This is a genomic window from Legionella tucsonensis, assembly GCF_001468035.1.
Taxonomy (GTDB): domain Bacteria; phylum Pseudomonadota; class Gammaproteobacteria; order Legionellales; family Legionellaceae; genus Legionella; species Legionella tucsonensis.
The window spans coordinates 1,134,374-1,161,357 of the sequence record NZ_LNZA01000001.1; the positions used below are offsets into that span (position 1 = coordinate 1,134,374).

Below are 26,984 nucleotides of genomic sequence, written 5' to 3' on the forward strand. Positions count from 1 at the left end.
GAACGTGAGTATAGAAATTTATACCGATGGAGCATGTAAAGGAAATCCAGGGCCTGGCGGCTGGGGGGTATTGCTTCGTTATAAGGGACAGGAAAAAACTTTATACGGAGGAGAAGCACATACTACGAACAATCGTATGGAGCTTATGGCTGCGATTAAGGGTCTGGAAGCTTTAAAGCGCCCTTGTGTCGTTGATTTATATACTGATTCTCAGTATTTGAGACAAGGAATGACGGATTGGTTGGGCAACTGGAAATTGAATGGTTGGCGTAATTCTAAAAAGGAGCCTGTGAAGAATGCAGATCTTTGGAAGTCATTAGATGAATTGGCTTCTCGTCATAAAATAAATTGGCACTGGGTAAAAGGACATTCAGGTCATGTGGAAAATGATTTGGTTGATACTTTAGCAAACAAAGCAATCGAAGAGTTAAGTGAGTAAATAATGCGTCAGATTGTTTTAGATACAGAAACTACGGGTATAGGGCATGAGCATGGGCATCGCGTGATTGAGATAGGCTGTGTCGAATTAGTGGATAGAAAATTAACCGGCAAGCACTTCCATGTTTATCTCAATCCAGAACGCCAGGTTGATGAGGGGGCTTTTCGTGTCCATGGGATTAGTGATGAGTTTTTGCAGGATAAACCTTTATTTGCAGAAAAAGCCGATGAGTTTTGGCAGTTTATTATTGGCGCTGAATTAATAATTCATAATGCTCCCTTTGATGTGGGATTTTTGAATTCTGAGCTGAGGTTCATCAAATGGAATAAGAAGTTAGAAGATTTTTGTAATATTGTTGATACACTTGTTTTAGCACGTGAAAAATATCCTGGGCAACGAAATAGTTTGGATGCTCTATGTAAACGGTATGGCATCGATCATTTTAATCGTGAACTTCATGGCGCTTTACTTGATGCCGAGATCCTTGCATATGTTTATTTAGCAATGACTGGTGGTCAAACTAGCTTATTTGAAGAGGTTGAAGATACATCAAGTCATGCTAAAATCAAGACTCAAGAAATTACAGCACTTCATTTGGCAAATCCTATTGTTTTCTCAGCTGATAACGAAGAACTGGAATTGCATCAATCTTTTGTTGAATATTTACTCAAACAGTCAGGTATTAATCATTGGAGTGAGAACTGATATTTGGGAGCACTTTTCCTGTTTCGAGCATTAGCCATATAAATGCTAAGCATTTTTGTTAATGTTCGTTTAGCGACATAAAAGGCATTTTCATACCCTTTTATATGAATTCACGTTCTTCTTAACTTTTGGGAATTAAGTATTTTATTGCAAAATCTTTACCAATACACTCGCCTAGAGCTTTCCCCCAAACTCCTGCATTGTCGGTATTAATTTTATCAGGAATATTAGCGTAAAGATCTTGCTGACATTTACTGACACTATCCGGAATCTTAACTACACACTGGTCATAAGTCATTTTGATTTCATCAAGTCGTTTTTTTAATTGAGAGTCATTCTCAAATCCCTTGCAAATGAGATTAGGTAATAATGGTGTAACTGATTTTAACCAGCTGTCTTTCGATATTTCGATTGTGCTATTAGAAGATGTGTCCGTAGAACTATCAGTCTTATCTTCAGCACTTATAGTGAAAGAAATCAAAGTACATCCCAAAAAAATGGAGGAAGCTGCAAGCAAATGTTTCGTCATGATTGGGCACCTTATTAACATCCTATCATTAAAGAGTAGGACAAATATTATTTTTTTGCTTGAAAATAATTTGTTTTGATCAAAAAATGAACTAAAATTAGGGTGAAGATGGATTAAATTGTTAGGAATTATTATGGAAAAGAAAAGTTCTATTTTATTATCATTAGCTTATTTTGCATTCATTCCATTATTCGTTTTTCTGCTATATTCTTCCACCGCTTCAGCAAATACCTTTGTTTTTAATCCCAATACCCTTACATGGAAGGCTATTGATTCGAATGGTAAAGTTATTCGTACTGGCAAAGGATCTGGTGGTAAAAAATATTGTGCGGACATAAAAAGAGGATGTAAAACACCGAGTGGTGTTTTTACTGTTTGGAGTAAAGGTGGCCCTGGATGTGTTTCCAGTCGTTATCCTGTAGGTAAGGGTGGTTCACCTATGCCCTATTGTATGTTTTATTCAAAATATTATGCAATTCATGGTTCCTACCATGTGCCAAATTATAATGCAAGTCATGGCTGCATCCGTGTGCATCCGGGCGACGCTAAATGGTTAAGCAAAAATTTTATTCGAATAGGGACTAAGGTAATTGTGAAACCTTATTGAGTTTTTGTAAAACAGCGATGTAATGAAGCAAAATGAAGAAAAATTGAGTTTTGCTTCATTACATGAAAATTTCTAAAGATTAGTATTCATCCTCATCATCTATGCTAAATGAGGAGCCACATCCACACGTGGTTTTTGCATTTGGGTTACGAATCACAAATTGTTCGCCCTGTATACCTTGGACATAATCAATTTCAGCTTGATGCAAGTATTGATAACTCATTGAATCAATAAGAAGTTTTACTGAGGACACGCCATCTGAACATTGCTGAACAACAATGGTATCATCCTCATTGATTTCTTCATCAAAACTGAATCCATACTGAAACCCAGAGCAACCACCGCCTGTAATTGAGACGCGTAGATTCAAGTTTAAGTTATCTTCTTCTTTTATTAGCTCAGCCACTTTGTCTGCTGCACTAACAGTAAAGTGGATGTCGCTGGTACTGTTAGCAGGGGATATATCAATAGCAGCCATTTTAACTCCCGTTTTATAATACAAGTATAATGTATTTATCTAATAATTTGTTCAATAGTAGCGCCACCGAGACATTGGTTTTTATCATAAAAAACCACATATTGTCCTGGAGTAACTGCTCTTTGTGGATTTGAAAACATTACATAATGCTGTTTTTCATTCTGAGGTGATATGATACAGCCTTGTTCTGCTTGCCTGTATCGTGTTTTAGCATAGCAGGTAAGCGGTAAATTATCTTTGCAATCAGCGAGCCAATGGATTGGACCACAAATTAAACCTTGTGCATAAAGCATTGGATGTTGACTTCCTTGGGCTACATATAACGTATTGGTAGTTACGTCTTTATCGACTACATACCATGGATCATCGGCTGAATTGTGTAAACCACCAATGCCTAATCCTTGTCTTTGACCCAAAGTATAAAACATTAATCCATCATGTCTACCCAGAACTTTATCGTCGGTGCTTTTTATCTCACCTGGTCGTGCCAAGATGAATTCCTGTAAAAAAGATTTAAAACGTTTTTCACCAATAAAACAAATACCTGTTGAATCTTTTTTTGCTTGTGTCACTAAGCCCAGTTTTCTAGCAAACTCTCTAATTTCTGGTTTTGTATAATCACCAACTGGAAACAGAGTTTTTGCCAGAGCTTTAGGATCGACGGCATGAAGAAAATAGGTTTGATCTTTATCGCGATCTTTGGCTTTATATAAAAGTCCAATATCTCCTTCTATTTTATTTTTAGCATAATGTCCTGTAGCAATATAGTCAGCGCCAAGGTTTAACGCATGATTTAAAAAAGCATTAAATTTGATTTCTTTATTGCACAATACATCTGGATTTGGTGTTCTTCCTTTTTCATATTCACTTAAAAAATGAGTGAAAACTTTTTGCCAATACTCTTCAGAAAAATTTACAGTATGGAGTGGAATATGTAATTGATTACATACGGCTTGAGCATCAGCAAGATCTTGAGTTGCAGGGCAGAATTCTTTTTTATCATCCTGTTCCCAGTTTTTCATGAACAAGCCCTCTACTTGATAGCCGGCTTCTTGTAATAACCATGCTGCAACTGAGGAATCAACACCACCAGACATTCCAACAATAACTTTAGCTTTCATAAAATTGAGATACCGCTTAATATTCTAATTTTCCAATTGTAGCCTGGGTGCAGCGCAGCGACTTCTGTTCCTTGTGAAATTCCTGGTTCCACTGCGCTGCACCCAAGCTGCAATTATGGAAGTGACCTTTTACAAAAATATAACTCTTTAGGATACGACAATAATGCTCCACTTACAAGAAATGGTTAAACAAGGCCGACAAACTAAGACCGTGACCCTTAGTGAGCGCTTACCTAATTTTATTACCTCGACCTGTCAGTTGGATATTACGTATCATGTTGAGGCAAAGGAAGATTTTTACCTAATCCATCTTCATGTTAAGGGCGAGTTACCTATTCAATGCCAGCGTTGTCTGGACGAATTTAAATTTTCATATGATAATATGACTGTAGTTGCTGTATGTCGTGATGATGAGAGAGCTGAACAAATATTGGAGCATTACGAGTGTATTGTTTCTGAAAATTTGCAAGTGAGTTTTGAAGATATACTAATTGATGAGTTACATCTCTACGCGCCACAATTTCATCCAAAAGTTAATGATTGCAGCAGTGAAATAAATCAAATTTTAATGGGGAAAAATGAATTTTATTGAAATTTTATCTAATTAACACTAATATTCCCGCTTTATGAATGCAATTTGTTTAGGAGTAATACAATGGCCGTACAACAAAATAAAAAATCACGCTCACGCCGTGACATGCGACGTTCGCATGATAGTTTAACCAAACCAACATTATCTGTTGATTCAACTACAGGTGAAACACATCGTCGTCATCATATGACTCCAGATGGTTATTATCGCGGTAAAAAAATTATTGATACTGATACTGTTTACGAACAAGAGTAATTTTCTTGAAAAACATCACCATTGCAATTGACGTGATGGGTGGGGATCATGGTTTAAGTGTTGTGATTCCTGCCTGTATTCGCGCGGCAAAAAATAATCCTGATTTGAAGCTCATTCTTGTTGGAGTTCATGACAAGATTCATGCATTTCTAAAAAAACAGGGAATGGCTTCTTCAAATCAATTTTCCATAGTACATGCTTCGGAAGTGGTGACTATGGATGAATTGCCTTCTCATGCTTTGCGCAATAAAAAAGACTCGTCCATGCGTGTAGCCATTAATTTGGTGAAGGAGGGCATGGCACAGGCTTGTGTTAGTGCCGGAAATACCGGTGCATTAATGGCTACAGCACGTTATGTTTTAAAGACATTACCAGGAATTGATAGGCCTGCAATTGTTTCTGAACTTCCAACTATGCGTGGTAGGACATGGGTGATTGACTTAGGTGCTAATGTGGACTCTTGTGCGGAACATTTATTTCAATTCGCAGTTATGGGATCTGCATTAGTGCAGGCAGTAGCTAATAAACCCAAACCGAAAATCGCCTTATTGAATATCGGTGTGGAAGAAATGAAGGGAAATGATCAAGTTAAGCGTACGGCACATATGCTCGCTGAATGTGAGGTTATGAATTATGTAGGCTATGTAGAAGGTGATCATTTTTATACCGGAGAGGTGGACTTGGTAGTCTGTGACGGTTTTGTGGGTAATGTTGCCTTAAAAGCGAGCGAAGGTCTTGCAAAGCTTTTTGTAAGTTTGCTCATGGAGTCATTTAGTAGAAATTGGTATACCAAGCTTTCTGCTTTAATTGCTCGTCCAGCATTAAAGCATCTTAAGAAGCGTTTTGATCCTTCTCGCTATAATGGTGCAAGTATGCTCGGCTTAAATGGCATAGTGGTAAAAAGCCATGGTGGTGCCAATGAGCTTGGGTTTCAACATGCTATTGAACAAGCAATTCTTGAAGTTAAAAATAATGTAGTTGATTTAGTGCGCGTTCAAATAAATGATTTTATAAATCAGGGATTGCTGTTATGAAAAATGCTGTAATACGTGGAACTGGAAGTTATATTCCTGAAAAACAACTTACCAATTTTGAACTGGAATCAATGCTGGAGACCAGTGATGAGTGGATCGTTACTCGCACTGGTATTAGTAGTCGTAGTATTGCACAACCTTATGAAACCACCTCGTATATGGCTTCCAAAGCCGCTGAACAGGCATTAAGTGCTTCAGGTTTGGACGCTGAGGAAATTGATTTGATATTGGTTGCCACATGTACTCCAGATCATTTCTTTCCTGGAGTAGCTTGCTATGTTCAGCATGCCTTGAAAATTAAGCGACCTATACCTGCTTTTGATGTTGGTGCTGCATGCAGTGGCTTTGTTTATGTGATGGATATTGCAAAACAGTATATCGCATCTGGTGCCGTAAAGAATATCTTGGTCATTGGTAGTGAAAGCATGTCCAGGGCTGTGGATTGGACTGATCGTTCAACCTGTGTTTTATTTGGTGATGGTGCCGGAGCAGTAGTTCTAAGTGCCAGTGATAGACAAGGTCTTATGGGCAGTGTGTTACATGCTTCTTATGATGCTGAAAAATTATTAAATTTTAGTAATGCAACATTTGATAATCAACGTGCTACGATTAGTATGCGTGGTAATGAGGTTTTTAAAATTGCTGTAAAAGTTATGGGTGATGTTGTTGATGAAGTGTTAGAGGCGAGTCACTTAAAAAAATCGGATATTCAATGGCTTATTCCTCATCAAGCAAATATGCGTATTATTCAAGCCATTGCCAAAAAACTTGATCTTCCTATGTCACAAGTGATCGTTACTATCGGTAGCCAGGGTAATACTTCCGCTGCATCTATTCCTTTGGCTCTAGACCATTCTATTCGAACTAATCAGATTAAGAGAGATGAGTTATTATTGATTGAGTCCTTTGGTGGTGGAATGACTTGGGGAGCTATGGTAATTCGTTATTAATGATTTATTTGAGTTAAACTTTTTTGAATTAAATTTTTTAGTTCGGAGCTATTTTTGATATGGTAAAAACAGCATTTGTATTTCCGGGGCAAGGTTCACAATCAATAGGAATGTTGGCAGATTTTGAGTTGCAGTATCCTATTGTTGTAAAGACTTTTGCAGAAGCATCAGAAGCAGTAGGTTATGATCTATGGAAACTAGTGCAACATGGGCCTGAAGAAAAACTAAATCAAACAGAGCATACTCAAGTCGCAATGCTTACTGCTGATGTGGCTGTATATAGAGTATTAATGCAGCATAATATTACACAGCCAATGATTATGGCTGGCCATAGTTTAGGCGAATATGCCGCATTGGTTTGTGCTAATGCATTGTCGTTATTTGATGCTGCATGTTTGGTATCCCGTAGAGGACAAGTAATGCAAAATGCAGTGCCTTTAGGCATGGGTGCAATGGCTGCAATTGTTGGTTTAACGGATGAGGAAGTAAAAACTTTATGTGACCAAGCTAGCCAAACAAATGAGGTTGTGACTCCTGCAAACTATAATGCAATTGGACAGGTAGTTGTTGCTGGTCATACACCAGCCGTCACACGAATACTAGGATTAGCTGATGAAGCTGGAGCACGCCTCGCGAAAGTGATTCCAGTCAGTGTTCCATGCCATTGTCCTTTATTGTCGGATGCTGCAGCATCCTTTGCTGAATATCTGGCCAAAATTGAATTCAGAAACCCCAAAGTTGATGTGGTGAGTAATGTTGATTTAAGCATCTATCATTCAGCACAGCACATACGTGAAAAATTAAAAGAGCAGTTATACAGCCCTGTTCGTTGGGTTGAGATAATTCAGCTTTTTAAAAATAATGGTATAGAGCTAATTCTTGAGTGTGGTCCAGGAAAAGTACTTGGCGGATTAGTTAAAAGAATAGACAGAAGCTTAAATACCATTAGTGTTTACGATACCATTAGCTTGGACCAGGTTGAAGAGCAGTTTGCATAGTCTAAAGGTACCGAAGAAGCGAGCTCAGATTTTATGCTGAGATGTAGAATGAGCCATGGCCTAACTAGTGTCTGCGTGGAGCCCGAGATTATTTGCCAAAATGCACAAGCTACAAAAATAAACATTTTCTATTGAGGAAAATAAATGATGAGTCTAGAGGGAAAAATTGCCTTAGTCACAGGGGCAAGCAGGGGAATAGGACAGGCTATAGCCCTTAAATTGGCACACCAAGGTGCTTTGGTATTTGGTACAGCCACTACAGAGCAAGGTGCTCAATCAATTAATGCTTATTTTGAAAAAGAAAAATTATCAGGTAAAGGATTAGTACTTGATGTTACAAATTCAGAGCACATTGAAAAAGTGATAAGTGAATTAGCTAAAGAGAACCAATCCCCTTCAATATTAGTAAATAATGCTGGAATAACATCAGATAATTTGTTGCTGCGCATGGATGATGAAGAATGGTATAAGGTAATTGAAACGAATTTGAATTCAATATACAAAATGTCTAAAATTTGTATAAAGCCTATGTTTAGAGCACGATGGGGACGAATTATTTCTATCGGATCAGTGGTTGGTTCAAGTGGAAATTCAGGCCAAGTGAATTATACTGCAGCAAAAGCCGGTATTGTTGGTTTCAGTAAGTCTTTAGCACAAGAAGTAGGAAGCAGGGGAATTACAGTAAATGTTGTCGCTCCCGGTTTTATTGATACAGACATGACAGCATCTTTACCTGATATGGTAAAGGATGAAATGTTAAAAAGAATTCCTATGCGTAAGCTAGGAGAGCCTGGAGATATAGCTGAAGCTGTTGCTTTTTTAGCATCAGAAAGTGCTAAATATATCACAGGCGAAACAATTCATGTCAATGGCGGCATGTATATGGACTAAATGCACTTGCGTTATCTGTATAAATGAATAAACTATACCACTTCCATTTAACTTTGGTTGTTTGGTTTTTTTTGAATTGCTTTTAAATTTAAGTGATTAGATTAAAAAATGGAGCCTGACTTGTTTGTTAAAATTGGTTAATAATTTAAAAATGGATATGAGGCTTACTTTATTAAGCAATTAAAGTTAAGTGGAGGTAGTATAGTAATTAACCCAGAGTTTTTTTAAATTTCTATCAATCGAAAGAGGAAAATCAAGTTATGAGTACAGTTGAAGAGCGTGTTCGCAAAATTGTTGTTGAACAATTAGGTGTTAAAGAGGAAGAGTTAAAGAATGATGCATCATTTGTTGATGACTTAGGTGCTGATTCTTTAGATACTGTGGAATTGGTTATGGCTCTTGAGGAAGAATTTGAAACAGAAATTCCTGATGAAAAAGCTGAAAAAATTACTACGATTCAAGAAGCAATTGACTATATTGAATCTAATTTAAATAAAGAAGAAGCGTAACTTTTTTTATCTCTTTCTCTCCACGCTTAGCGTGTGGGAGATGGATGAGAGTGTTTTACGAGGAGCTTTCATTGAATAAGCGGCGTATAGTAATTACTGGTATGGGTATGGTTACCCCTGTCGGACTTAATGTAGAAGAAACTTGGCAAAATATATTGGCTGGTGTAAGTGGCGTTGCTTTGGCAGATGAGTTTGATGCCAACGAGTACAGCACACGAATATGGGCTAAAGTTAAGAATTTTAATATTGAGAACTATGTTCCGCTTAAAGATGCACGTAAAATGGATGTATTTACCCAATACGGTATTGCTGCAGCTGATGAAGCAATACTTGATTCAGGTTTGAAGATTGATGCAAATTTATCAAATCGTATTGGTGTAGCTGTGGGAGCAGGTATTGGCGGCATCCAGACAATTACCAATAATCAGGATAAATTGATGGCAGGTGGTCCTCGAAAGGTTTCTCCATTTTTTATTCCTGCAGGTATTATTAATATGGTTGCTGGGCAGATTTCAATTAGACATCAGCTTAAAGGCCCTAATATTGCAGTTGTTACCGCATGCACTACAGGAACACATAATATTGGTCTTGCTGGACGAATGATTGCTTATGGTGATGCTGATGTTATGGTATGTGGTGGGGCCGAAATGACCTTAACACCGCTATGTTTAGCAGGATTTTCTGCTGTACGCTCTTTATCTAAGCGTAATGATGAGCCTGAAAAAGCATCAAGACCTTTTGATAAGGATAGAGATGGTTTTGTTATGGGCGAGGGTGCAGGTGTTCTTGTATTAGAGGAGTATGAGCATGCTAAAGCTCGTGGTGCAAAAATTTATGCCGAGCTTTTAGGATTCGGTATGTCTGGTGATGCTTTTCATATTACTGCTCCAGATGATGATGCTGATGGTGCTGCTCGTGCAATGGAAGCAGCGATACATGATGCAGGAATTGATCCCGAACAGATTGATTATATTAATGCGCATGGTACCTCTACTTATCTTAATGATTTGAATGAAACAAAAGCGATTAAACGTGTATTTAAGCAACACGCTTATGATTTGGCTGTAAGCTCTACAAAATCAATGACTGGACACTTATTAGGTGCTGCCGGTGCTGTAGAAGCAATATTTAGTATTTTAGCAATCAGAGATCAAATTGCTCCACCCACTATTAATTTGGATAATCCAGATGAAGGATGTGATTTGAACTATGTACCCTATACATCTCAAAAAAGGGCTATTAATTACGTTCTGAGTAACTCATTGGGTTTTGGTGGAACAAATGGTAGCTTATTATTTAAGCGTGTGTAAATGACGTTTCCAAGACATAAAAAACAGGTGCTTTTTCTTATAATACTGTTTTTTATGTCTTTCCTTTCTTTTTTTTTGATTACCTATATTCAAATCACTAGAGCTATTGTTTCAGAACAAGGTTCGCCGATTATTATCACCGTTGAACCAGCTGCTTCGGCATCACAGTTTGTAAAAAATTTAAAAGAGAAAAATCTCATACACTCATCTTCAATACTTTTAATGATGATTCGTTATTCAGGTTTGTCATCTCAACTTAAAGCGGGTGTTTACCAAGTAAATCCGGGTGAAACGCCAATGCAATTAGTGCATCGAATCGTTGCAGGAGATGTTTTAACGCAAAATTTTACAATAGTTGCAGGGACTACTCAGCAGAAAATTTCTCAAGATTTGCTGAAAGCAGCATATTTAAATTATCGTTCTGAGGATTGGCGTTCCATTAAGGGTGACCATCCCAATGCTGAGGGATTATTACTTGCTGATACCTATCAATATCCTGGTGGGAGTAGTGGTAAAAGTTTGTTAGAGCATGCTCATCGTAATTTAATGAGTTATTTAAATACGAGTTGGGCTAATAGAGCGCCTAACTTGCCTTATAAAAGCCCATATGAATTGCTTACAGCAGCCTCAATAATTGAAAAAGAATCAGCTATTCCTCAAGAGCGAAAATTGATTTCAGGTGTAATGGTTAACCGTTTAAATAAAAAAATGCCTTTGCAGATGGATCCTACAGTCATTTATGGATTAGGCTCGGCATATACTGGAAAACTATCACACAATGATTTGCTCATCGACTCGCCCTATAACTCATATCATAATCGAGGATTACCGCCAACACCGATTGCAATGGTAGGTAAGGAAGCTTTGGATGCAGCAGCTCACCCTCAATTATCCAATTATTTATATTTTGTTGCCAAAGGAGATGGAGCACATCAGTTTTCAGAAACTTATGAACAACAAAAGCGTGCAATTAATCAATATAAACGCAAGGATTTTTAATGTCATCATTAAGCGGGAAATTAATTGTTATTGAAGGATTGGAGGGAGCAGGAAAGACCACGGCAATAAATACTATTACAGAGCTGTTGACAGAAAGACAAATTAAAACCCTAACTACTCGAGAGCCTGGTGGCACAGCAATAGGGGAAATTTTGCGCGCCTTGATCAAAAATCCGGATTATCGTGATGTTTTGGATGATCGCAGTGAATTATTGTTACTCTATACAGCGCGTATTCAGCTTTTTGAGGAAGTTATTAAGCCTGCATTGCTTCGAGGAGTTTGGGTTATTGCCGATCGATTCGAACTTTCAACTATGGCCTATCAAGGTGGTGGGCGTGGCTTAGACCAAGAGATAATACATCAATTATCTTCTTTTGCATTGAAGGGATTTAAACCGGATTTGATTATATATTTAGATATTAGTCCTGAGGAAGGAATGAAGCGAGTCAAGTCAAGAGGAGTGTTTGATAGGATTGAGCAACAATCCATTGATTTTTTCCATCGCGTTCATGAAAGATATATTCGTCATGTTGAAATGAGCACTAATGCAATAACAATTGATGCGAGGCAACCGCTATATGAAGTGCAACAGGCAATTCAAAAAGCAATAAATGAATTTATAGAGCGCCAAGGATGAGTGGTTTCAGTGAGCTGCAGGAGCTTTCTCGATTGAGTGGAAAGAAAAAATATCAAACTCAATGGAATCAAATGCAATCTGCATGGGTAAGTAATCGTATGCCTCAGTCTATGCTTTTCGTTGGTTCGTTTGATTCTGCTTTTATGGATTTTGTTAAGAAACTAACTCAATTAATTTTCTGCAAAAAAAAGGAAAATAAACCTTGCTTTGAGTGCGCTGATTGTCGCATGGTTGTTCATGACGAACATCCTGATGTTGAATGGGTCAAACCAGAAAAAAGTAGTGGTCCAATTAAAATCGATCAAATCAGAGAATTACAAAATTATGCTTATTTGACCCCACAGCGGAGCAAGCATCGTTTGATTGTGATTGAATCGGCAGATCGAATGAATACTGCTGCTGCGAACTCATTACTAAAAATTTTAGAGGAGCCGGCGCCACAGACGATATTTTTACTTTTAGCTCAGCAATTAAGCACTTTATTGCCTACGGTTTTAAGCAGATGTCAAATAATTCGCTTTGCGTCACATGAAGATTTATCAGTCATTAATCTTTTGCAATTGGCTGAGTACTACTCACCGGAATCTGAACAAGTAATGATTGTGAAACAATCGGAATTTATTTTAGATGGTTTAATCGCTGTGATGGAACAAAAAGAACATCCGAGTGTGATTGCAGCCCAATGGAATCAATTTGAGTTTGGTACATTACTTTGGTTTCTGTATTTAGTCTATGCGCAAATACAAATGATGCAAATTAATATGCCTGCAGCTGTTGGTCCAGCGATTCAGCAATTGAATCATTTAATGTCTCTATTAAATCCCATAATAATTTTTGATCAAATAGACAAATTAAATACATTGCAGCGAAAATTAAGCCATAATATAAATGTAAATCAAATTTTGGCATTGGAAGATTTATTGCTTGGACTATACAGTAAATCTAAGACTTTCTCATAAACAAGCCCCGATGCATTAATATTTTGATTTTACTGAAAATTAAGGGATATAAAGGAAAGTGATGATGGATACAATTCACCAGATTAATTGCACATTTCTTAATGAATCAGCATTATATGCAGCTTACATGCCTTTTATAAAAGGAGGTGGGTTATTTATCCGTACCAATACCAATTATTTATTTGGTTCAATAGTTAAGTTATTGATTAAATTAATGGATGAAGATGAACTCTATGTAGTCGATGGTAAAGTAGTTTGGATTACACCTAAAGGCGCTCAGGGTAATAAAGTACCTGGAGTAGGGGTACAATTTATTGGTGAAAACAGTCGCTACTTGTGTAATAAAATAGAAACCTATTTAGCAGGCATGTTAAAATCTTCACAACTCACCGATACAATTTAGAGTGACTTGATGTGAGAAAATATAATTTCTATTTTCTCAATTTGAACGCGCAAATATTTAATGAGGACATCCATGTTAGTTGATTCGCACTGTCATTTGAATTTTCTCGATTTAGCAGATTTTGATGATGATATAGCTAATGTCTTGGCACAGGCAAAAACAAATGGTGTGCAGCACTTTTTATCTGTTTGCGTCGAACTAAAGGATTATCCACAATTAGAAAAATTAGCAGCAAGATATTCTGATATCAGCATTTCTGTAGGTGTTCATCCAAACACCGAAATGGAGTATCCTGTGACATCGCAAATGCTATGTGATTTAGCAGTCAATCCAGCATGTATTGCCATAGGTGAAACAGGTTTGGATTATTATCGAACACATACCGAAGAAGCACAGGAGGCACAGCGTGATCTTTTTAGAGAGCATATAAAAGCTGCTTTAAAATCTTCGAAACCCTTGATCATTCATACTCGCCAGGCGGCAGAAGATACGATAGCATTAATGGCAAAAGAAAATGCACATCAAATTGGCGGTGTTATGCATTGTTTTGCTGAAAGTCTGGATATCGCATATAAGGCGATGGATTTAAATTTTTATATTTCATTTTCAGGAATAGTTACATTTAAAAATGCAACTGCACTTCAGGATGTGGCACGTAAGGTTCCTTTGAATAGAATACTTATTGAAACGGATTCCCCCTACTTAGCTCCAGTGCCTTATCGTGGCAAACAAAATCATCCTGCCCTTGTGAAGCATGTAGCTGAGGCTATAGCCGAGCTTCGCAATATGACTTATGATGAAATAGCTGAAATTACTACAAATAACTTTTATACTTGTTTCAGACTGTAACCTTGTGGCTCTGCATCCGCTGCCATTAAGTTAAGAAACTTCTTTCATTCCCGCATGAGTAGGAATCTATACCTGGTTCGGCTTGGTGTTCGATTGGAGAGGGATCTCCACCTACGTGGGATGATAATTAATAAATTATGGACTTAACTTACTAGCTATGAGCGCGCAACGCTCGGGGGATGCTCTATTTTTTAATATTTAATGATGCTGAGGATTAACTAATGACTTTGTACATTGGCTTGATGTCTGGAACAAGTATGGATGGTATCGATGCTGCTCTTGTTGATACATCAACAAATACGCTGCTTTATGGAATTACTAAAAAATACAGCGATGAAGTACAAAGGCGGATGGAGAAGCTGCTTTCAGGTGTAGATTTAAGTTTGGCGTCTATTTGTCAGCTCAACACACTAATTGGAAAAGAGTTTGCTTGTGCAGTGAATGAATTATTACAGAAAGCAAAATTGTCAGCCAGTGATATTTGCTCTCTAGGGAGTCACGGCCAAACAGTGTGTCATAATACTCATAGCACTATTCCATATACTTTACAGCTGGGATGTGCTCACACTATTGCTGCATTAACAGGCATCACTGTTGTGGCTGATTTTAGAACCCGTGATCTGGTTCTGGGTGGGCAAGGGGCTCCTTTTGCTCCCCTTTATCATCAGAGGTTATTTGGTGATACGAATAATCATGTTGCTGTAGTGAATATAGGTGGCATTGCCAATATTACATTTATTAATGCAAGTGAACCAATTAAAGGTTGGGATATAGGCCCTGGAAATTGTTTAATGGATGCATGGATCATGAAACACCAGGGGAAATCGTATGATACAGATGGGAGATGGGCACGGCAAGGTGAAATTATTGAACCTCTTCTTGAAGCACTAATGTCTGATTCGTTCATTACTTCTTCATCACCCAAAAGCATAGGCAAAGAATACTTTTCTTTATTTTGGCTAGAGCGTCATTTAAAAGAAACGTATCAACCTGTAGACATACAAAAGACGTTGCTTGCATTTACTGCTAAAACAATTGCAGATGCAGTATTAAATGAACAAAATCATGTCGAAACAATGTACTTATGTGGCGGAGGTACTCACAATCTTGCTTTATTGCATATGTTGATTCAATTATTGCCTAAAACCAGGGTAAAAAGCATTGCTGAAGTAGGTTTTAGTCCTGATTACTTGGAAGCCATGATGTTTGCTTGGCTTGCTGAACAAACGATGAATCAAATTCCAGTTGATTTATGCGTTGTTACTGGCGCTCGACAACCAGCAATTTTGGGTGCGATCTATCCTGTTATAAAATAATTTGAAGAAAAATCATGCAGCCTGGGGTAAGCGGCAGTGGATCTGGGTCTGGTAGTTACTTTTTTGTCTGACATCAGGCTTTCTATTTGCTTTATATGTACCAAGATTATATTGACAAAATAAATATGTATAGGCTTAAATGTGGAATTTCAAACGGAGTGACCTTAAGTTGAGCGAACATTATTCAGAAAATACAAATCAAGGAACGAGCACAAGTCTCGTAACGGCTTATTTTATATTTTTTCTCGCAGCATCATTTTATTTATACGAATTCATTTTGCAAGTAGCACCCAGTGTTATGGCTGAGTCCATGATGAAAACTTTTGGAGTTACCGGACAAGGATTTGGGGTGATATCGGCTTTTTATTTTTATGCCTATGCCCCAACTCAATTGCCTGCGGGTGTTTTATACGATCGTTATGGTCCACGAAAACTAATGACTTTTGCAATTATCCTATGTGCTCTAGGGTCTGCTTTTTTTGCATCAACAAATAGTGTATTAACGGCATGTATTGGCAGGTTCCTTATTGGAATTGGATCCGCATTTTCATTTATTGGTGTTCTGGTTCTCATCTCGCGTTGGTTTCCCCCTTATTATTTTGCCATTTTGGCAGGAATTGCGCAATTGATGAGTTCAGTTGGTGCTATATTTGGTGAAATGCCTCTTGCCTATTTAATTCAAGCTGTTGGGTGGCGTAATGCAAGTTTTATTCTTTCGATTATCGGCTTTATTTTAGCAGCATTTTTTTGGATATATATCCGAGATTATCCGCACCAGAAAAGTCAAACAATTCCTGAAAATTACCTGAGTGATGAATGGAAACGACTTGTTGCTGTATGCAAACATGGTTACACTTGGATAACCGGATCTTATGCTTTCACGATATGGGCCCCCATTGCAGTTTTTGCTGCACTCTGGGGGGTCCCGTATTTACAAGAAAAATTCCAAATAAGTGTGGTTGCTGCTTCAGGATTGTGCAGTATGATTTGGATTGGAATAGGCGTAGGGAGTCCTTTCTTAGGATGGTTCAGTGATAAGATTGAAAGTCGGCGTATCGCTCTGATTATTAGTGCAGTTTTAGGTTTATGCGCAACATTGGTTCTATTGTATTTGCCTGGATTGTCTTATGGATGGACACCCTTTATTCTCTTTGTTCTGGGTTTAGGAGCTGGTGGGCAAACGGTAAGTTTTGCAGTGGTCAAAGAAAATAATTCTCCTGATCTTGTTGGTACTGCTTCAGGTTTTAATAATCTTTCAGTTGTGATAGGCGGAGCAATATTTCAGCCATTAGTAGGTTACATATTACAGCATACTAATTTATGGCATATAGTGAATGGAGCACATGTATATAGTGTTGCAAGCTACCAGATTGCTTTAATGGTAATGCCAATATGTTTTTTAGCCAGTTTACTTATTGCAAGTTTCTTGCTTAAAGAGTCACATCCAGCACATCAGAAGCCTCATTAACTGCAAATTATTTAGCTCATCTTTCGATGAGCTTCTCCTATACTGTCAAAACCCTAATGGGGATGCGCAGACACTGCCCAATTCAGCTGTATTGCTAGTTTCTTCTTTATTCTTTGATACAAACCATAATAAAGCACATTTGTCTTTATAAAAAATGTAACTTGCTTCATTTAATCTGCTTAAATACTTTTTTTTTGCATAACCTTCATAGCATTTTTCATCATTTGCAAACCGATTAAATTTTTCTTCAAAAGCATTAAATTTACCAGCTAGAAATCTAGCCGCTTCTGAAGAGTCCCGCGAGCTAGTTAAAATCTGGGTAATATTATTAGGTGAAGTAAAAATATGCTCATCAAAAGAATCGAATAGAATATTCCATAAGGTTAATGATTCAAACATTCCTTTAATTTGTGAAATCGTTTGTACAAATTGACAAACAGTTTGCGCATGCAACTGTAAAATACCTTCTTTTCGTGCTTCTTCTAAAAGAAAAAGTTGAATCGTGTGAGCCCATTTTCCATGTGCGGGACCTGCACCCGCATCTGCAGCTAAATAACCATTTTTTAATAGAACATTATTAAATAGATCGGCAGTTAATTCACCATGTAAAATCGGAGTGTGTTTGGGATATTGAAAATCAGGGCTGGTTTTAAATTCCTTACTAATCTCGGAAGAGGTTGGTGTATTAAAATGATTTTTGTTTCCCCAATCATTGAAAAACTGGCGTAAAGATCTTTTTTCTTCTTGGTTAAATAAAAAATATGCAATTACGAAATTTTTTAAACCGCGTAATACCAATTCCTCATTGCAGAAAAATTTCCAGATTGCAATAACATCTTCTTTTACATTTTTATCTAAGTTAGTGTAGCCAAAATCTTGTAAGCATTGTTCATAATTATTCGTATCTTTTTTTCCAATTTGTATGAGTTCAACAGTCATGATTCTTCCTTTGAAAATACAGCTATATATTGATGCGGTGATTTTTTAGAAGATTAAATAGGCTGTACAATAAATTTAAGTTCACCACATTTAATGTTAATTACTTATGGTTATTCATGTCAAATACTTGTTTTTTGTGGTTATTGTTTGATCTAATAGGGTGCTGGTTATACAATTTAGTGCATATTTTGAATTACATTAAGCTCAGGGAGTAAATGAGTATCTTGTCCTGGAGTAGGTATGTATGAAAGTACAGGTTCAAGATATATAGTTTAATGACACACAGATCAGCATTGCGGAAAAAACCCTTGAGCGCGTATAAAGTCAATTGCATTCTTAGAGGCAAGTTGCATCACTTCAAACAGTTGGAGTTACCGCGATAATTCCAGGAAAGGGCTTTAGGGCGTTAAATGCTGCCAATTGCATTTGTATCAGCTGTGCTTTCATCTGCAACCGGATTTTTAGGTAAAAAAGTTAGGACTATAAATATCAGGAATATGAATTGGATTACATTACAATAAAGTCCAAAATGAAGGTTATTGTGATGCTTATAAAATAAATTAGCTATTTCTGTTCCTATTGCACCAACAACCATAACACATAGACTAACCAATGCAGATGCAGTGCCCTTGCTTACAGGTGTTACAAAAAGACAGTATCTGTTTAAAGGTGCATTAATTACACTCAGTGCAAAGAAGTAAATAATTGTTCCAGGCAACAAATAATAATAGGCATTCCCATAAAGAAAAGGAAGTAAAGAGGTTAAAACTGCCCCAATAATCATGATAAAGCAGCCTAAAAAAACTATTTGTTCAATTTTGTATTTATAGGTTAATTTGTGTAAAAACCAATTCCCTAAAATAGTTGCACCAAATACAGGGAGTTGCCAAAGCCCATATTGAATCACCGTGAGTTTCGCTTCAACAATCAAAATGATAGGAGCTAATGCAATCCAGGCTATACAGGGAATGCCAACTGTTCCCGCAGCTAAAGTCCCAAAACAAAACCTTTGGTTGGTAAAAAGGTCTTTATAGTTTTGAAATACTTTATGTGCTGAGAATTTGGTTTTAGGAGTTACTTCTCCATTCTTCTTTGTTTGTCCTATAGGTTCTGGCATATATCGCCACAATCCCCATAATGCAACAAGAGCTCCAAGCGCAATAGTCACAAAAATATAACGCCACGAAGTATAATGAATGACTATGGCTCCTATAAGAGGCCCTAATAATGGGGCAAGAATCGCAACATTTGCCATAATAGAGATTAAGCGAATTGCATCCATCTCTTCAAAAATCTCTTGGATTGTTGCATAGCCTATTACCCCAATAAAACATAAGCCCATACCTTGAAAAAAGCGTGCACTCAAAAACTGGTTCATTGAATTGGAGCAAGCAATAAATAAAGTAAAAATCAAAAATAGGAATGCACCAAGCAGCATCATGGGTCTGCGCCCATAACTATCCGATATAGGACCTAAGAGGAATTGCAGGCTTGCACCCCCAAGAATATAAACACTTAAAGAGGTTGCTACTGCAGATTCTGGTGCATTAAAAGAATGAACAACATGAATCATGCCTGGCATGATCATATCGTTGGCAATATAAGTTAAGAATTCATACATGACAAAAAAACAGGTAAATATAAGCGCCTGCTTTTTTGTTATAGGAATAAGGGGTTCAGTCATAACAAGACCCTTGTTGATTAATTTTTTCTTTAAGCGTACTACTCTGTAATTCTGTGATTAATTTTTATATACTCTTTTGATGTTCAATTTTGCGAAACAATCTTATGAAATGGTATTTTTTTGGCGAAGATAGTGGCAAACCCAGAATTAATGAACATTTAATGATTTACATCCTTAGTTTACTTGATCCTGCCTCGCAGTTCAAGGCATCCCTGGTTAATCATAAATGGAGGGAACTCGTAGAATTAACTCAAAAATATATCGATTTATTGCCAACGATTCATCGCATTCCGCTGCTTTCTAAGTTAGGTCTCGATGTATTAAGATTGAAATTAATGTCGGGTGGAATGACAAATACTGTATATAGAGTCCAAGTTGGGCCAAATATTTTCAAGTCGCTCAGAGAATGCCCTTCGGTCAACTCAGCCCTTATTGAGCGTATCAGGCTGCCCCAACGATGGATATTACGGATTCCAGGAGAAGTATCATCATTTTCAGTATCGCGTAAACACGAATTAGAAAATGCATGTAAGGCATCGGCTTTGGGGCTTAATGTACCTATAGAACATTTTGACCAGGATGGATTGCAACTCACTAAGTTTATAGAAAATGTTCAAATTTTAGATAAAAAAACATTGGAACGTGCTGGTATATTACAAATTTTAGCTTCTATGGCAAAGAAGTTACATATCTCGGAGCGCTTTGATAATGATACTGCTGTTTTTGAACGCAATGAACGTTTAGTGCAGCAATTAAAAATAAAAAATTTTATATTTCCTAAGGAAATAGATTTCGTTGTTGAGCAGATGAGGTATTTGAAGAATTTATTCTCTTCTTATCAAATTGAAATGAGTCCATGCCATAATGATTCAACGCCATTGAACTATATGATGTCTCTTGGGGAGTTAAAGAAACAAGAGGTTTTCTATCAAATTGATTGGGAATATTCAAGTAATAACGACTTTATGTGGGATCTTGTTTATTTTGCAAGAGAAGCAAAGCTCAGCAAAGAACAAGAATTAATTTATTTAACTGAGTATTTTGGAAAAGAAAAACTGACAGATTCAATCTTGGCATGGTTCAGTGCTTATAAACCTGTCGTGGAGTGGTGGATTACTCTTTGGTCATGGACTCAATTAACAAATGAAGCCAAATCTGTGGGTAAGAGTGAATATGAAAAGTTGGGGAGAGAACGTTTCGCCAAAACTTTGGAACTTTTACACGGTGAAGAGTATAAGAATGCCTTTGCTGTTATTGAATCAGATCGATTAGTTCCTTCTTTTACCGGTCATCGGACTTTTTCAATCTAAGAGCAGTACAGTGGAAATTCCGGCAAATTACATTCTCCTATGTCTTGCAGCTTATTTGCAGGATTCAGAGATCCTCAGAGCTAAGTTTCTGAATTCTCGGACAAGCCGCAGAACTGTAGTTTTTGCCTGGACTTATTGTAAAGTTACTTAAATTCGAGTCAATTTCTCAATACTCTGCCATCACACTCGCGCTACCTGGATTAGGCCATATGACTCAAAAATTCTTGTAAGTGTCTTTTCTCTTGCTCGGAACTTAAAGAAATTTTGAGTGATTCCAGTGCGCGGTTATATTCATCATATTGAAGTATGCCTCGCATGAGTTCGAATCGTAAAAAAACACAATATGTATTGAGTACATCTGTTTCACAATAATCACGAATACTTTTTATTTGGCCTAATAAATACTGTTCCCATACTTTAGAGCCGCTCATACCCATTTTTCCGGGGAATCCTAGCATGCTGGAGACTTCATCCAGAGGGGCAAATGCTTTATTTTGATATCCTGCAATGACATCCATAAGATCAATATGTCGATAATGGAAGCGACTTAAGTAATTGTTCCAACGAAAATTTTGTTGGTTTTCACCAATTTCCCAATAAGTAGGCGCCGTAATTCCATGTAATAAGGAGCGGTAGTGTAAAACTGGTAAATCAAAGCCACTGCCATTCCAGCTGACTAAAGTCGGGGTATGTTTGTCAATTCCAGCAAAAAAACGTGTTATTAGTTCTTTTTCGTCAGAAGACTCATCGCCTAAAGACCAAACTTTTATTTGTGAGCCGTGACTCATAACTAAAGAAATAGCGCAAATTTTTTGCAAATAATGAGGTAAAAAATCATGGCCAACTTTGGCTCGACGTAAAGCAAACATCGCTTCCGCAGCATTTTTATCAGACAATCCGTGTAAATCATATAAATTACGTCCAGCCTCAATATCTGGGATTGTTTCTATATCGAATACAAGAATAGTCATTGGCTCAACTTAGTTTATTATACATGAATCCATATCTTAACAATATGGGATAATTTAGGGAAATAGTAATTTTTTTCAAAATAATAGCTTATTTTGAGTGCATCATGCGTGGATTGTAGTGCTTAAATTTGTTAAAATAATTTTTTTATTGTTTGGCTGCTCATGGACGCTCTATTACAAAATTTTAAGAAGTTGCGAATAATATTTTTGTTGTTTATTTTTTTCCTGACTGCTTGTGTTAGTCATCCTCCTGCTGATGTCAATAACCTTTGTAATATATTTAGACAATATCCTAAATGGTATAAAGATGCCAAGGATGTTGAGCGCCGATGGATGGTTCCTATTCCAGTGCAAATGGCTATTATCCATCAGGAATCAAAATTTAATGCTCGAGCAAGACCAGCACGTAAAAAACTCTTCTGTGTTATCCCCTGGAAAAGACCTTCTTCAGCTTATGGATATACCCAAGCGTTAAACGGAACCTGGAGCCATTACAAACAAAACTGTGGAGGATGGTTTGCTTCACGTGGTGATTTTAGTGATGGTGTGGATTTTATTGGTTGGTATGCAAATGAAGCTTATAAAAAAGCAAGAGTTCCGCGTACGGATGCTTATTCACTTTATTTGGCCTACCATGAAGGTATAGGCGGTTATCAGCGTAAAACCTATTTGAGAAAATCATGGTTAATTCCTGTTGCTCGCAAAGTAAAAGCACGTTCACAACTTTATGCTGCACAACTTAATTCGTGTAAAAAGAGGTTTAAATCACATTCTTGGTTTTAGGCGTTTAATGAGGTGCTAGCCTACTGGCGTGACGAGGCGGAAACCAGGTTATATTTGAATTTATATGGTTTAATAAGTAATAATATATTCAGTAATTAAAACTGATAGATTACTAAGGAGTTTTTTAATGCGATTAATGCTTTTGGGTGGGCCGGGTGCAGGTAAAGGAACCCAGGCTTTGCGTTTGATAGAACGTTATCAAATTCCGCAAATCTCCACAGGTGACATGCTGCGCACTGCTATTGCACAAGGGACTCCCTTGGGACTAAGTGCTAAAAAAATTATGGAGACAGGTGGTCTGGTACCCGATGATATTATTATTGGCTTAGTTAAAGAACGATTAAAAAAAAGTGACTGCGCCAATGGTTTTCTATTTGATGGTTTCCCTAGAACAATTGTGCAGGCAAACGCACTGAAACAAGCAGAAATCTATTTAGATCATGTCATTGAAATTGAGGTTGATGATGAGGAAATCATCAAACGAATCAGTGGCCGACGTATTCATCAACCTTCTGGCCGTGTTTATCATATTCAAAACCATCCTCCAAAGCACGAGGGATTAGATGATGTTACTGGTGAAGCTTTAATTCAACGCGAAGATGATAAAGAAGAAACTGTAAGAAAACGTTTAGAAGTTTATCGCAGTCAAACAGCGCCTTTAGTCAATTACTATAAATCATGGGCTGAGAATGACAATCATGGTGCTCCTGAGTTTCATAGTATTTGTGGTACCGGAGATGTAGATGATGTCTTTCAAAAAATTGTCAACTCAATCGAAGCTAAGGAAGAAATATGACCAGCCTCAATATAACTAGTGCTGAATTCCAATCTTTGATTGATAAAAATGAAATTGTGTTTATTGATTTTTGGGCTGACTGGTGTGCTCCATGTAAACAATTTTCTAAGGTTTATGAGCAAGTTTCTGAACAGTTTGCTAATATAAAATTTGCAAAAGTAAATATTGAAACGGAGCAACAACTATCTGATTTTTTTGAAATACGCTCAATTCCTCATCTGATGGTTTTCAAAGAAGGGATTGTAATTTATTCAAATGCTGGCAGTATGCCAGCCTCTACACTAAAAGAGTTGGTTGAGCAAGCAGTGGCAGTTGATGTCAGTGCAATAAAAGCGGAGCTTCAAGAAAAGGACGAGAAATAACTTGCGACAAGTACTTTGTGAGTTCTTTCTTTCCTACTTCATCAATGATTAGATCGAGCTTTGTCCGTCGCTTGAGTATATCATCACAACTTTGTGCCCATTCTTCTAAAATCAAATAATCTACTTCAACTTGATAAAGGTTGGTACAGTACTTTTTCCCTAGGGACTCTCTACTATTGCAAGGAGCAAGAAACAGTTCCATGCGACTTCCATAAGTATATAAATAGCGCTCCAGTAAGTATTTATCCATCCACTTGTACTTTTCTTTGGCATATTGCGTATATTGCTCAAAATTCATTTCTTCAAAAAAAGCCCCGGGTAAGGGAGTTGATGCAGTAATCGAAGGGCCCATTTGTGGGAATGTTTGCAAAAGTTGATTAATGACCTCTTCCGCTAATTGACGATAAGTTGTTATTTTACCACCATAAACTGTAATAATAGGCGCCGGTTTAAAATGTATTTTGTAGGAATAGTCACGGCTTAGAGCGCTCGCTTTCTTGTTTCCATCGGCGAGTAGAGGCCTAATCCCACTCCAAGTATAGATAATATCTTTTTCGGATATTTTGCATTCAAAGTATAAATTGACTAATCCAATTAAATACTGAATTTCTTCATTGCTAATACTTGCATTTACAGGATTATTATCAGTTAATGGAATATCAGTTGTACCTATCATACTAAATCCGTGATAGGGGATCACGAAGATAATACGTTTGTCCTGATGTTGTAATAAATATGCATGATTCCCTTCATAAATTTGAGGGACGATAATATGACTTCCTTTAATTAAACTAATTTTTTGTTGATCTGGGGTTTGAGTAAGCTGTTCTACGGATTTAACCCATGGACCTGCTGCATTAACTACTGATTTGGCGTAGAGTGTATAGCATGAACCTATTTTAGGTTTTACTGTTAATTGCCATAAATCATTTACAATTTCAGCATGAATTACTGTTGAGTGTGTTCGTATGCTTGCACCATGATTTTTTGCTTGAATTGCATTAACAATGGTTAGGCGAGCGTCATCGGTTACAGCGTCATAAAATAGGAAACCCATATTCAGTTTATTGATTAGGGCAGCAAAATAGTCTTTTTTGCTTTTTCTATAAATTATTTTGCATTTAGGTAGGCGATTTTTGTTGTTCAAATGATCATAAATAAACAAACCCAAACGTAAAAACCAGGCGGAACGCATGTGATTTTCATGGGGGAGAACCATGGCTTGAGGATGGACTATATGCGGTGCCAGATCTAGAAGTCTTTGTCTTTCGGTTATTGCTTTTTTAACCATTCCAAATTCATAATTTTCTAAATATCTTAACCCGCCATGAATGAGCTTTGTACTGCTTGAAGATGTTTTAGATGCTAAATCATCTTGCTCCAAGAGAACTACAGACAATCCCCTCAATGCCGCATCAGCAGCACAACCACAGCCATTGATGCCGCCGCCAATAATTGCAACATCAAAAACCGAATTCATGTTTTGGTCTCCACAAAAAAAGTATACACTTATAATATACACATAATAGTTGGGACAAGGAACTTTGCAACAATGAATTATTTACTTGCGATAGATCAAGGAACGAGTAGCACACGTGCCATGATATATACAGTTCATGGCGAACTAGTTGCTGCCAGTCAATATCCACTCACACAGTACTATCCTCAAACAGGTTGGGTTGAACATGACCCGGAAGAAATATGGCAAAAAACTTTAATTGCAATGCGTAATGTGATATCTCAAGTTCCTGCCGATCACATAGTATCTTGTGGTCTAACAAATCAAAGAGAAACTACTGTAGTCTGGAATAAAAATACTGGCGTATGCCTTGCCCGAGCTATTGTATGGCAGGATCGTAGAACTGCTGAATATTGCCGTACTTTAGTAGCTGACGAATCCATGATTCAAGAGAAAACTGGTTTAATTCCGGATCCTTATTTTTCTGCAACTAAATTAAAATGGCTTTTAGAAAATAATCCCGAAATAAAAATGTTGGCAGATAAGGGGGACCTGGCTTTTGGTACCATTGATAGTTTCCTGATTTGGCGTTTAACTACAGAACATTTGCATTTGACTGATGTGACCAATGCGTCACGAACGATGCTATTTAATATTAAAGAAGAACAATGGGATTTAGACTTGCTTAATTATTTTAAAATCCCTGATTCTGTTTTACCTAAAGTTTGTGCAAGTGACAGCCATTTTGGGATAATTGATAAACAATGGCTTGGTATTGAGTTACCAATTACAGGAGTTGCTGGCGATCAGCAAGCTGCATTAATTGGTCAAGAGTGCTTCAAAATGGGTATGGTAAAAGCAACTTTTGGAACTGGGGCATTTTTATTACTAAATACAGGAGGAAAACCTGTATTATCACAACATAAACTTTTAACAACAGTTGCTTATAAAATTCAAGGACAAACAACTTATGGGCTGGAAGGAAGCATTTATCATGCAGGTACAGCTGTAAAATGGTTAAGAGACTCAATGAAACTGATTACTCATGCTGATGAAACTGAGACACTGGCTAATTCATTAAGTGGAAATGAGGGCGTTTATCTCGTTTCAGCATTTACAGGTTTAGGTGCTCCTCATTGGCTATCTGCTCCTGGTGCATCCATGGTTGGTTTAAGTTTATCGAGTAATAGGGCGCATTTTGCCAGAGCAGTATTAGAAGGGGTTTGTTATCAAACTCGAGAAGTATGTCTTTGTATGCGAGAAGATAGTCAGTTGGACCTATCACTATTACGTGTTGACGGTGGAATGGCTGTCAATCGATGGTTTTTACAATTTTTAGCTGATCAATGTCAATTAGAGGTACAAAAACCCAAGAACATTGAAACAACAGCTAAAGGCGCAGCAATATTAGCAGCCTTGGGGTGTGGCGTTTTTAACTCTTTGGATGAGCTGCATGCAATTTGGAATGTAGAGCAAGCGTTTATACCAGAAAGATCTTTAGAGCAAGTGGAACTGGATTATCATGGCTGGAGACACGCTTTACAAAAAATAAAAGAATAAACACCTTAGAAACTAGATTAGTATCAAGTAGAATGATTCAGAACTCCAGAAAATCGTTTATAGAGGGCTG

29 protein-coding genes and 1 pseudogene are annotated in these 26,984 nt (G+C 37.2%); 23 read left to right on the forward strand and 7 right to left on the reverse strand.

All coding sequences use genetic code 11. The features are described 5' to 3' along the window. The first annotated feature begins 4 nt into the window (after positions 1 to 4). Both rnhA and dnaQ read left to right on the forward strand, forming a co-directional pair. Positions 5 to 439, forward strand: coding sequence for a ribonuclease HI (gene rnhA, locus Ltuc_RS04895; protein ID WP_058521610.1), 435 nt, complete (start codon positions 5 to 7; stop codon positions 437 to 439). A gap of 3 nt (positions 440 to 442) precedes the next feature. Then, positions 443 to 1,144 (forward strand): DNA polymerase III subunit epsilon, encoded by a 702-nt coding sequence (gene dnaQ / locus Ltuc_RS04900; RefSeq protein WP_058520190.1) that lies wholly within the window; start codon positions 443 to 445, stop codon positions 1,142 to 1,144. A gap of 121 nt (positions 1,145 to 1,265) precedes the next feature. Here the strand turns inward: dnaQ and Ltuc_RS04905 are convergent, their stop codons facing one another. Continuing rightward, the gene (locus Ltuc_RS04905) at positions 1,266 to 1,673 is read right to left on the reverse strand and encodes a hypothetical protein (protein WP_058520191.1); all 408 of its coding nucleotides are present in this window, start codon (positions 1,671 to 1,673) and stop codon (positions 1,266 to 1,268) included. Positions 1,674 to 1,806: 133 nt separating this feature from the next. On the opposite strand from Ltuc_RS04905, the gene Ltuc_RS04910 reads away from it, so the two are divergent. After that, positions 1,807 to 2,280 carry a L,D-transpeptidase gene (locus tag Ltuc_RS04910; RefSeq protein WP_058520192.1) on the forward strand — a complete coding sequence of 158 codons (474 nt, stop codon included), beginning with the start codon at positions 1,807 to 1,809 and terminating at the stop codon, positions 2,278 to 2,280. A gap of 79 nt (positions 2,281 to 2,359) precedes the next feature. Here the strand turns inward: Ltuc_RS04910 and erpA are convergent, their stop codons facing one another. Both erpA and mnmA read right to left on the reverse strand, forming a co-directional pair. Then, the gene (gene erpA / locus Ltuc_RS04915; protein WP_058520193.1) at positions 2,360 to 2,758 is read right to left on the reverse strand and encodes an iron-sulfur cluster insertion protein ErpA; all 399 of its coding nucleotides are present in this window, start codon (positions 2,756 to 2,758) and stop codon (positions 2,360 to 2,362) included. 35 nt (positions 2,759 to 2,793) lie between these two features. Then, entirely contained in the window at positions 2,794 to 3,879 is a 1,086-nt protein-coding gene (gene mnmA / locus Ltuc_RS04920; protein WP_058520194.1) for a tRNA 2-thiouridine(34) synthase MnmA, read from the reverse strand. 163 nt (positions 3,880 to 4,042) lie between these two features. Between mnmA and Ltuc_RS04925 the strand changes: the two genes are divergently transcribed. The 15 genes and pseudogenes from Ltuc_RS04925 (at position 4,043) to Ltuc_RS04995 (ending at position 17,050) form a co-directional block, all read left to right on the forward strand. Then, the gene (locus tag Ltuc_RS04925) at positions 4,043 to 4,471 is read left to right on the forward strand and encodes a YceD family protein (RefSeq protein WP_058520195.1); all 429 of its coding nucleotides are present in this window, start codon (positions 4,043 to 4,045) and stop codon (positions 4,469 to 4,471) included. A gap of 63 nt (positions 4,472 to 4,534) precedes the next feature. Next, the gene (gene rpmF, locus Ltuc_RS04930) at positions 4,535 to 4,726 is read left to right on the forward strand and encodes a 50S ribosomal protein L32 (RefSeq protein WP_058520196.1); all 192 of its coding nucleotides are present in this window, start codon (positions 4,535 to 4,537) and stop codon (positions 4,724 to 4,726) included. A 5-nt stretch (positions 4,727 to 4,731) separates the two neighbouring features. Continuing rightward, on the forward strand, positions 4,732 to 5,760 hold the full coding sequence (gene plsX, locus Ltuc_RS04935; RefSeq protein WP_058520197.1) for a phosphate acyltransferase PlsX: 1,029 nt from the start codon (positions 4,732 to 4,734) through the stop codon (positions 5,758 to 5,760). Next, entirely contained in the window at positions 5,757 to 6,710 is a 954-nt protein-coding gene (locus Ltuc_RS04940; protein WP_058520198.1) for a beta-ketoacyl-ACP synthase III, read from the forward strand. The genes plsX and Ltuc_RS04940 overlap by 4 nt, the downstream gene beginning before the upstream one ends. 59 nt (positions 6,711 to 6,769) lie before the next feature. Continuing rightward, positions 6,770 to 7,708, forward strand: coding sequence for an ACP S-malonyltransferase (gene fabD / locus Ltuc_RS04945; RefSeq protein WP_058520199.1), 939 nt, complete (start codon positions 6,770 to 6,772; stop codon positions 7,706 to 7,708). 144 nt (positions 7,709 to 7,852) lie between these two features. Beyond that, a complete protein-coding gene (gene fabG, locus Ltuc_RS04950; protein ID WP_058520200.1) occupies positions 7,853 to 8,599 on the forward strand; it encodes a 3-oxoacyl-ACP reductase FabG in 747 nt (248 codons plus the stop codon). A gap of 248 nt (positions 8,600 to 8,847) precedes the next feature. Beyond that, positions 8,848 to 9,108 (forward strand): annotated as a pseudogene (gene acpP / locus Ltuc_RS04955) (acyl carrier protein); the annotation flags it as partial. Between the two features lie 71 nt (positions 9,109 to 9,179). Then, entirely contained in the window at positions 9,180 to 10,418 is a 1,239-nt protein-coding gene (fabF, locus tag Ltuc_RS04960) for a beta-ketoacyl-ACP synthase II (RefSeq protein WP_058521611.1), read from the forward strand. Beyond that, entirely contained in the window at positions 10,419 to 11,417 is a 999-nt protein-coding gene (mltG, locus tag Ltuc_RS04965) for an endolytic transglycosylase MltG (RefSeq protein WP_058520201.1), read from the forward strand. Next, on the forward strand, positions 11,417 to 12,055 hold the full coding sequence (gene tmk, locus Ltuc_RS04970; RefSeq protein WP_058520202.1) for a dTMP kinase: 639 nt from the start codon (positions 11,417 to 11,419) through the stop codon (positions 12,053 to 12,055). The genes mltG and tmk overlap by 1 nt, the downstream gene beginning before the upstream one ends. Continuing rightward, positions 12,052 to 13,014 carry a DNA polymerase III subunit delta' gene (locus tag Ltuc_RS04975; RefSeq protein WP_058520203.1) on the forward strand — a complete coding sequence of 321 codons (963 nt, stop codon included), beginning with the start codon at positions 12,052 to 12,054 and terminating at the stop codon, positions 13,012 to 13,014. Before tmk ends, Ltuc_RS04975 begins: the two co-directional genes overlap by 4 nt. A gap of 64 nt (positions 13,015 to 13,078) precedes the next feature. Then, entirely contained in the window at positions 13,079 to 13,417 is a 339-nt protein-coding gene (locus Ltuc_RS04980; protein ID WP_083498041.1) for a PilZ domain-containing protein, read from the forward strand. Between the two features lie 72 nt (positions 13,418 to 13,489). Next, positions 13,490 to 14,266, forward strand: coding sequence for a TatD family hydrolase (locus tag Ltuc_RS04985; protein ID WP_058520205.1), 777 nt, complete (start codon positions 13,490 to 13,492; stop codon positions 14,264 to 14,266). 221 nt (positions 14,267 to 14,487) lie between these two features. Continuing rightward, positions 14,488 to 15,582 carry an anhydro-N-acetylmuramic acid kinase gene (locus tag Ltuc_RS04990; RefSeq protein ID WP_058520206.1) on the forward strand — a complete coding sequence of 365 codons (1,095 nt, stop codon included), beginning with the start codon at positions 14,488 to 14,490 and terminating at the stop codon, positions 15,580 to 15,582. Positions 15,583 to 15,751: 169 nt separating this feature from the next. Further along, positions 15,752 to 17,050 (forward strand): MFS transporter, encoded by a 1,299-nt coding sequence (locus Ltuc_RS04995; protein ID WP_058520207.1) that lies wholly within the window; start codon positions 15,752 to 15,754, stop codon positions 17,048 to 17,050. A 45-nt stretch (positions 17,051 to 17,095) separates the two neighbouring features. Here Ltuc_RS04995 and Ltuc_RS05000 read toward each other — a convergent pair whose 3' ends face one another. Further along, on the reverse strand, positions 17,096 to 17,989 hold the full coding sequence (locus Ltuc_RS05000; protein WP_058520208.1) for a LirA/MavJ family T4SS effector: 894 nt from the start codon (positions 17,987 to 17,989) through the stop codon (positions 17,096 to 17,098). A gap of 406 nt (positions 17,990 to 18,395) precedes the next feature. Beyond that, positions 18,396 to 19,673, reverse strand: a complete 1,278-nt coding sequence (locus tag Ltuc_RS05005) for an MFS transporter (protein WP_058520209.1) — start codon at positions 19,671 to 19,673, stop codon at positions 18,396 to 18,398. Positions 19,674 to 19,777: 104 nt separating this feature from the next. Between Ltuc_RS05005 and Ltuc_RS05010 the strand changes: the two genes are divergently transcribed. After that, on the forward strand, positions 19,778 to 20,983 hold the full coding sequence (locus Ltuc_RS05010; RefSeq protein ID WP_058520210.1) for an F-box protein: 1,206 nt from the start codon (positions 19,778 to 19,780) through the stop codon (positions 20,981 to 20,983). Between the two features lie 200 nt (positions 20,984 to 21,183). Here the strand turns inward: Ltuc_RS05010 and Ltuc_RS05015 are convergent, their stop codons facing one another. Next, entirely contained in the window at positions 21,184 to 21,954 is a 771-nt protein-coding gene (locus Ltuc_RS05015; RefSeq protein ID WP_058520211.1) for a 3'-5' exonuclease, read from the reverse strand. A gap of 162 nt (positions 21,955 to 22,116) precedes the next feature. Here Ltuc_RS05015 and Ltuc_RS05020 point away from each other — a divergent pair, with 162 nt between their 5' ends. The 3 genes from Ltuc_RS05020 to Ltuc_RS05030 all read left to right on the forward strand — a co-directional run bounded on the left by Ltuc_RS05020 (position 22,117) and on the right by Ltuc_RS05030 (position 23,895). Then, positions 22,117 to 22,737: a transglycosylase SLT domain-containing protein gene (locus tag Ltuc_RS05020; RefSeq protein WP_058520212.1), complete on the forward strand. Its 621-nt coding sequence runs from the start codon at positions 22,117 to 22,119 to the stop codon at positions 22,735 to 22,737. Between the two features lie 127 nt (positions 22,738 to 22,864). Next, on the forward strand, positions 22,865 to 23,533 hold the full coding sequence (gene adk, locus Ltuc_RS05025; protein WP_058520213.1) for an adenylate kinase: 669 nt from the start codon (positions 22,865 to 22,867) through the stop codon (positions 23,531 to 23,533). Continuing rightward, on the forward strand, positions 23,530 to 23,895 hold the full coding sequence (locus Ltuc_RS05030) for a thioredoxin family protein (protein ID WP_058520214.1): 366 nt from the start codon (positions 23,530 to 23,532) through the stop codon (positions 23,893 to 23,895). The genes adk and Ltuc_RS05030 overlap by 4 nt, the downstream gene beginning before the upstream one ends. Here the strand turns inward: Ltuc_RS05030 and glpD are convergent. Further along, positions 23,852 to 25,375, reverse strand: a complete 1,524-nt coding sequence (gene glpD, locus Ltuc_RS05035) for a glycerol-3-phosphate dehydrogenase (RefSeq protein ID WP_058520215.1) — start codon at positions 25,373 to 25,375, stop codon at positions 23,852 to 23,854. The genes Ltuc_RS05030 and glpD overlap by 44 nt on opposite strands. Positions 25,376 to 25,447: 72 nt before the next feature. Here glpD and glpK point away from each other — a divergent pair, with 72 nt between their 5' ends. Then, positions 25,448 to 26,914 carry a glycerol kinase GlpK gene (glpK, locus tag Ltuc_RS05040; protein ID WP_058520216.1) on the forward strand — a complete coding sequence of 489 codons (1,467 nt, stop codon included), beginning with the start codon at positions 25,448 to 25,450 and terminating at the stop codon, positions 26,912 to 26,914. Positions 26,915 to 26,984: the final 70 nt, after the last annotated feature.

Bases quoted from the DNA above. Each gene is read 5' to 3' on its own strand.
- dnaQ (WP_058520190.1), top strand. From the start codon at position 443: ATGCGTCAGATTGTTTTAGATACAGAAACTACGGGTATAGGGCATGAG.
- Ltuc_RS04905 (WP_058520191.1), bottom strand. From the start codon at position 1,673: ATGACGAAACATTTGCTTGCAGCTTCCTCCATTTTTTTGGGATGTACT.
- Ltuc_RS04910 (WP_058520192.1), top strand. From the start codon at position 1,807: ATGGAAAAGAAAAGTTCTATTTTATTATCATTAGCTTATTTTGCATTC.
- erpA (WP_058520193.1), bottom strand. From the start codon at position 2,758: ATGGCTGCTATTGATATATCCCCTGCTAACAGTACCAGCGACATCCAC.
- mnmA (WP_058520194.1), bottom strand. From the start codon at position 3,879: ATGAAAGCTAAAGTTATTGTTGGAATGTCTGGTGGTGTTGATTCCTCA.
- Ltuc_RS04925 (WP_058520195.1), top strand. From the start codon at position 4,043: ATGCTCCACTTACAAGAAATGGTTAAACAAGGCCGACAAACTAAGACC.
- rpmF (WP_058520196.1), top strand. From the start codon at position 4,535: ATGGCCGTACAACAAAATAAAAAATCACGCTCACGCCGTGACATGCGA.
- Ltuc_RS04940 (WP_058520198.1), top strand. From the start codon at position 5,757: ATGAAAAATGCTGTAATACGTGGAACTGGAAGTTATATTCCTGAAAAA.
- fabD (WP_058520199.1), top strand. From the start codon at position 6,770: ATGGTAAAAACAGCATTTGTATTTCCGGGGCAAGGTTCACAATCAATA.
- fabG (WP_058520200.1), top strand. From the start codon at position 7,853: ATGATGAGTCTAGAGGGAAAAATTGCCTTAGTCACAGGGGCAAGCAGG.
- mltG (WP_058520201.1), top strand. From the start codon at position 10,419: ATGACGTTTCCAAGACATAAAAAACAGGTGCTTTTTCTTATAATACTG.
- tmk (WP_058520202.1), top strand. From the start codon at position 11,417: ATGTCATCATTAAGCGGGAAATTAATTGTTATTGAAGGATTGGAGGGA.
- Ltuc_RS04975 (WP_058520203.1), top strand. From the start codon at position 12,052: ATGAGTGGTTTCAGTGAGCTGCAGGAGCTTTCTCGATTGAGTGGAAAG.
- Ltuc_RS04980 (WP_083498041.1), top strand. From the start codon at position 13,079: ATGGATACAATTCACCAGATTAATTGCACATTTCTTAATGAATCAGCA.
- Ltuc_RS04985 (WP_058520205.1), top strand. From the start codon at position 13,490: ATGTTAGTTGATTCGCACTGTCATTTGAATTTTCTCGATTTAGCAGAT.
- Ltuc_RS04990 (WP_058520206.1), top strand. From the start codon at position 14,488: ATGACTTTGTACATTGGCTTGATGTCTGGAACAAGTATGGATGGTATC.
- Ltuc_RS05000 (WP_058520208.1), bottom strand. From the start codon at position 17,989: ATGACTGTTGAACTCATACAAATTGGAAAAAAAGATACGAATAATTAT.
- Ltuc_RS05005 (WP_058520209.1), bottom strand. From the start codon at position 19,673: ATGACTGAACCCCTTATTCCTATAACAAAAAAGCAGGCGCTTATATTT.
- Ltuc_RS05010 (WP_058520210.1), top strand. From the start codon at position 19,778: ATGAAATGGTATTTTTTTGGCGAAGATAGTGGCAAACCCAGAATTAAT.
- Ltuc_RS05015 (WP_058520211.1), bottom strand. From the start codon at position 21,954: ATGACTATTCTTGTATTCGATATAGAAACAATCCCAGATATTGAGGCT.
- Ltuc_RS05020 (WP_058520212.1), top strand. From the start codon at position 22,117: ATGGACGCTCTATTACAAAATTTTAAGAAGTTGCGAATAATATTTTTG.
- adk (WP_058520213.1), top strand. From the start codon at position 22,865: ATGCGATTAATGCTTTTGGGTGGGCCGGGTGCAGGTAAAGGAACCCAG.
- Ltuc_RS05030 (WP_058520214.1), top strand. From the start codon at position 23,530: ATGACCAGCCTCAATATAACTAGTGCTGAATTCCAATCTTTGATTGAT.
- glpD (WP_058520215.1), bottom strand. From the start codon at position 25,375: ATGAATTCGGTTTTTGATGTTGCAATTATTGGCGGCGGCATCAATGGC.
- glpK (WP_058520216.1), top strand. From the start codon at position 25,448: ATGAATTATTTACTTGCGATAGATCAAGGAACGAGTAGCACACGTGCC.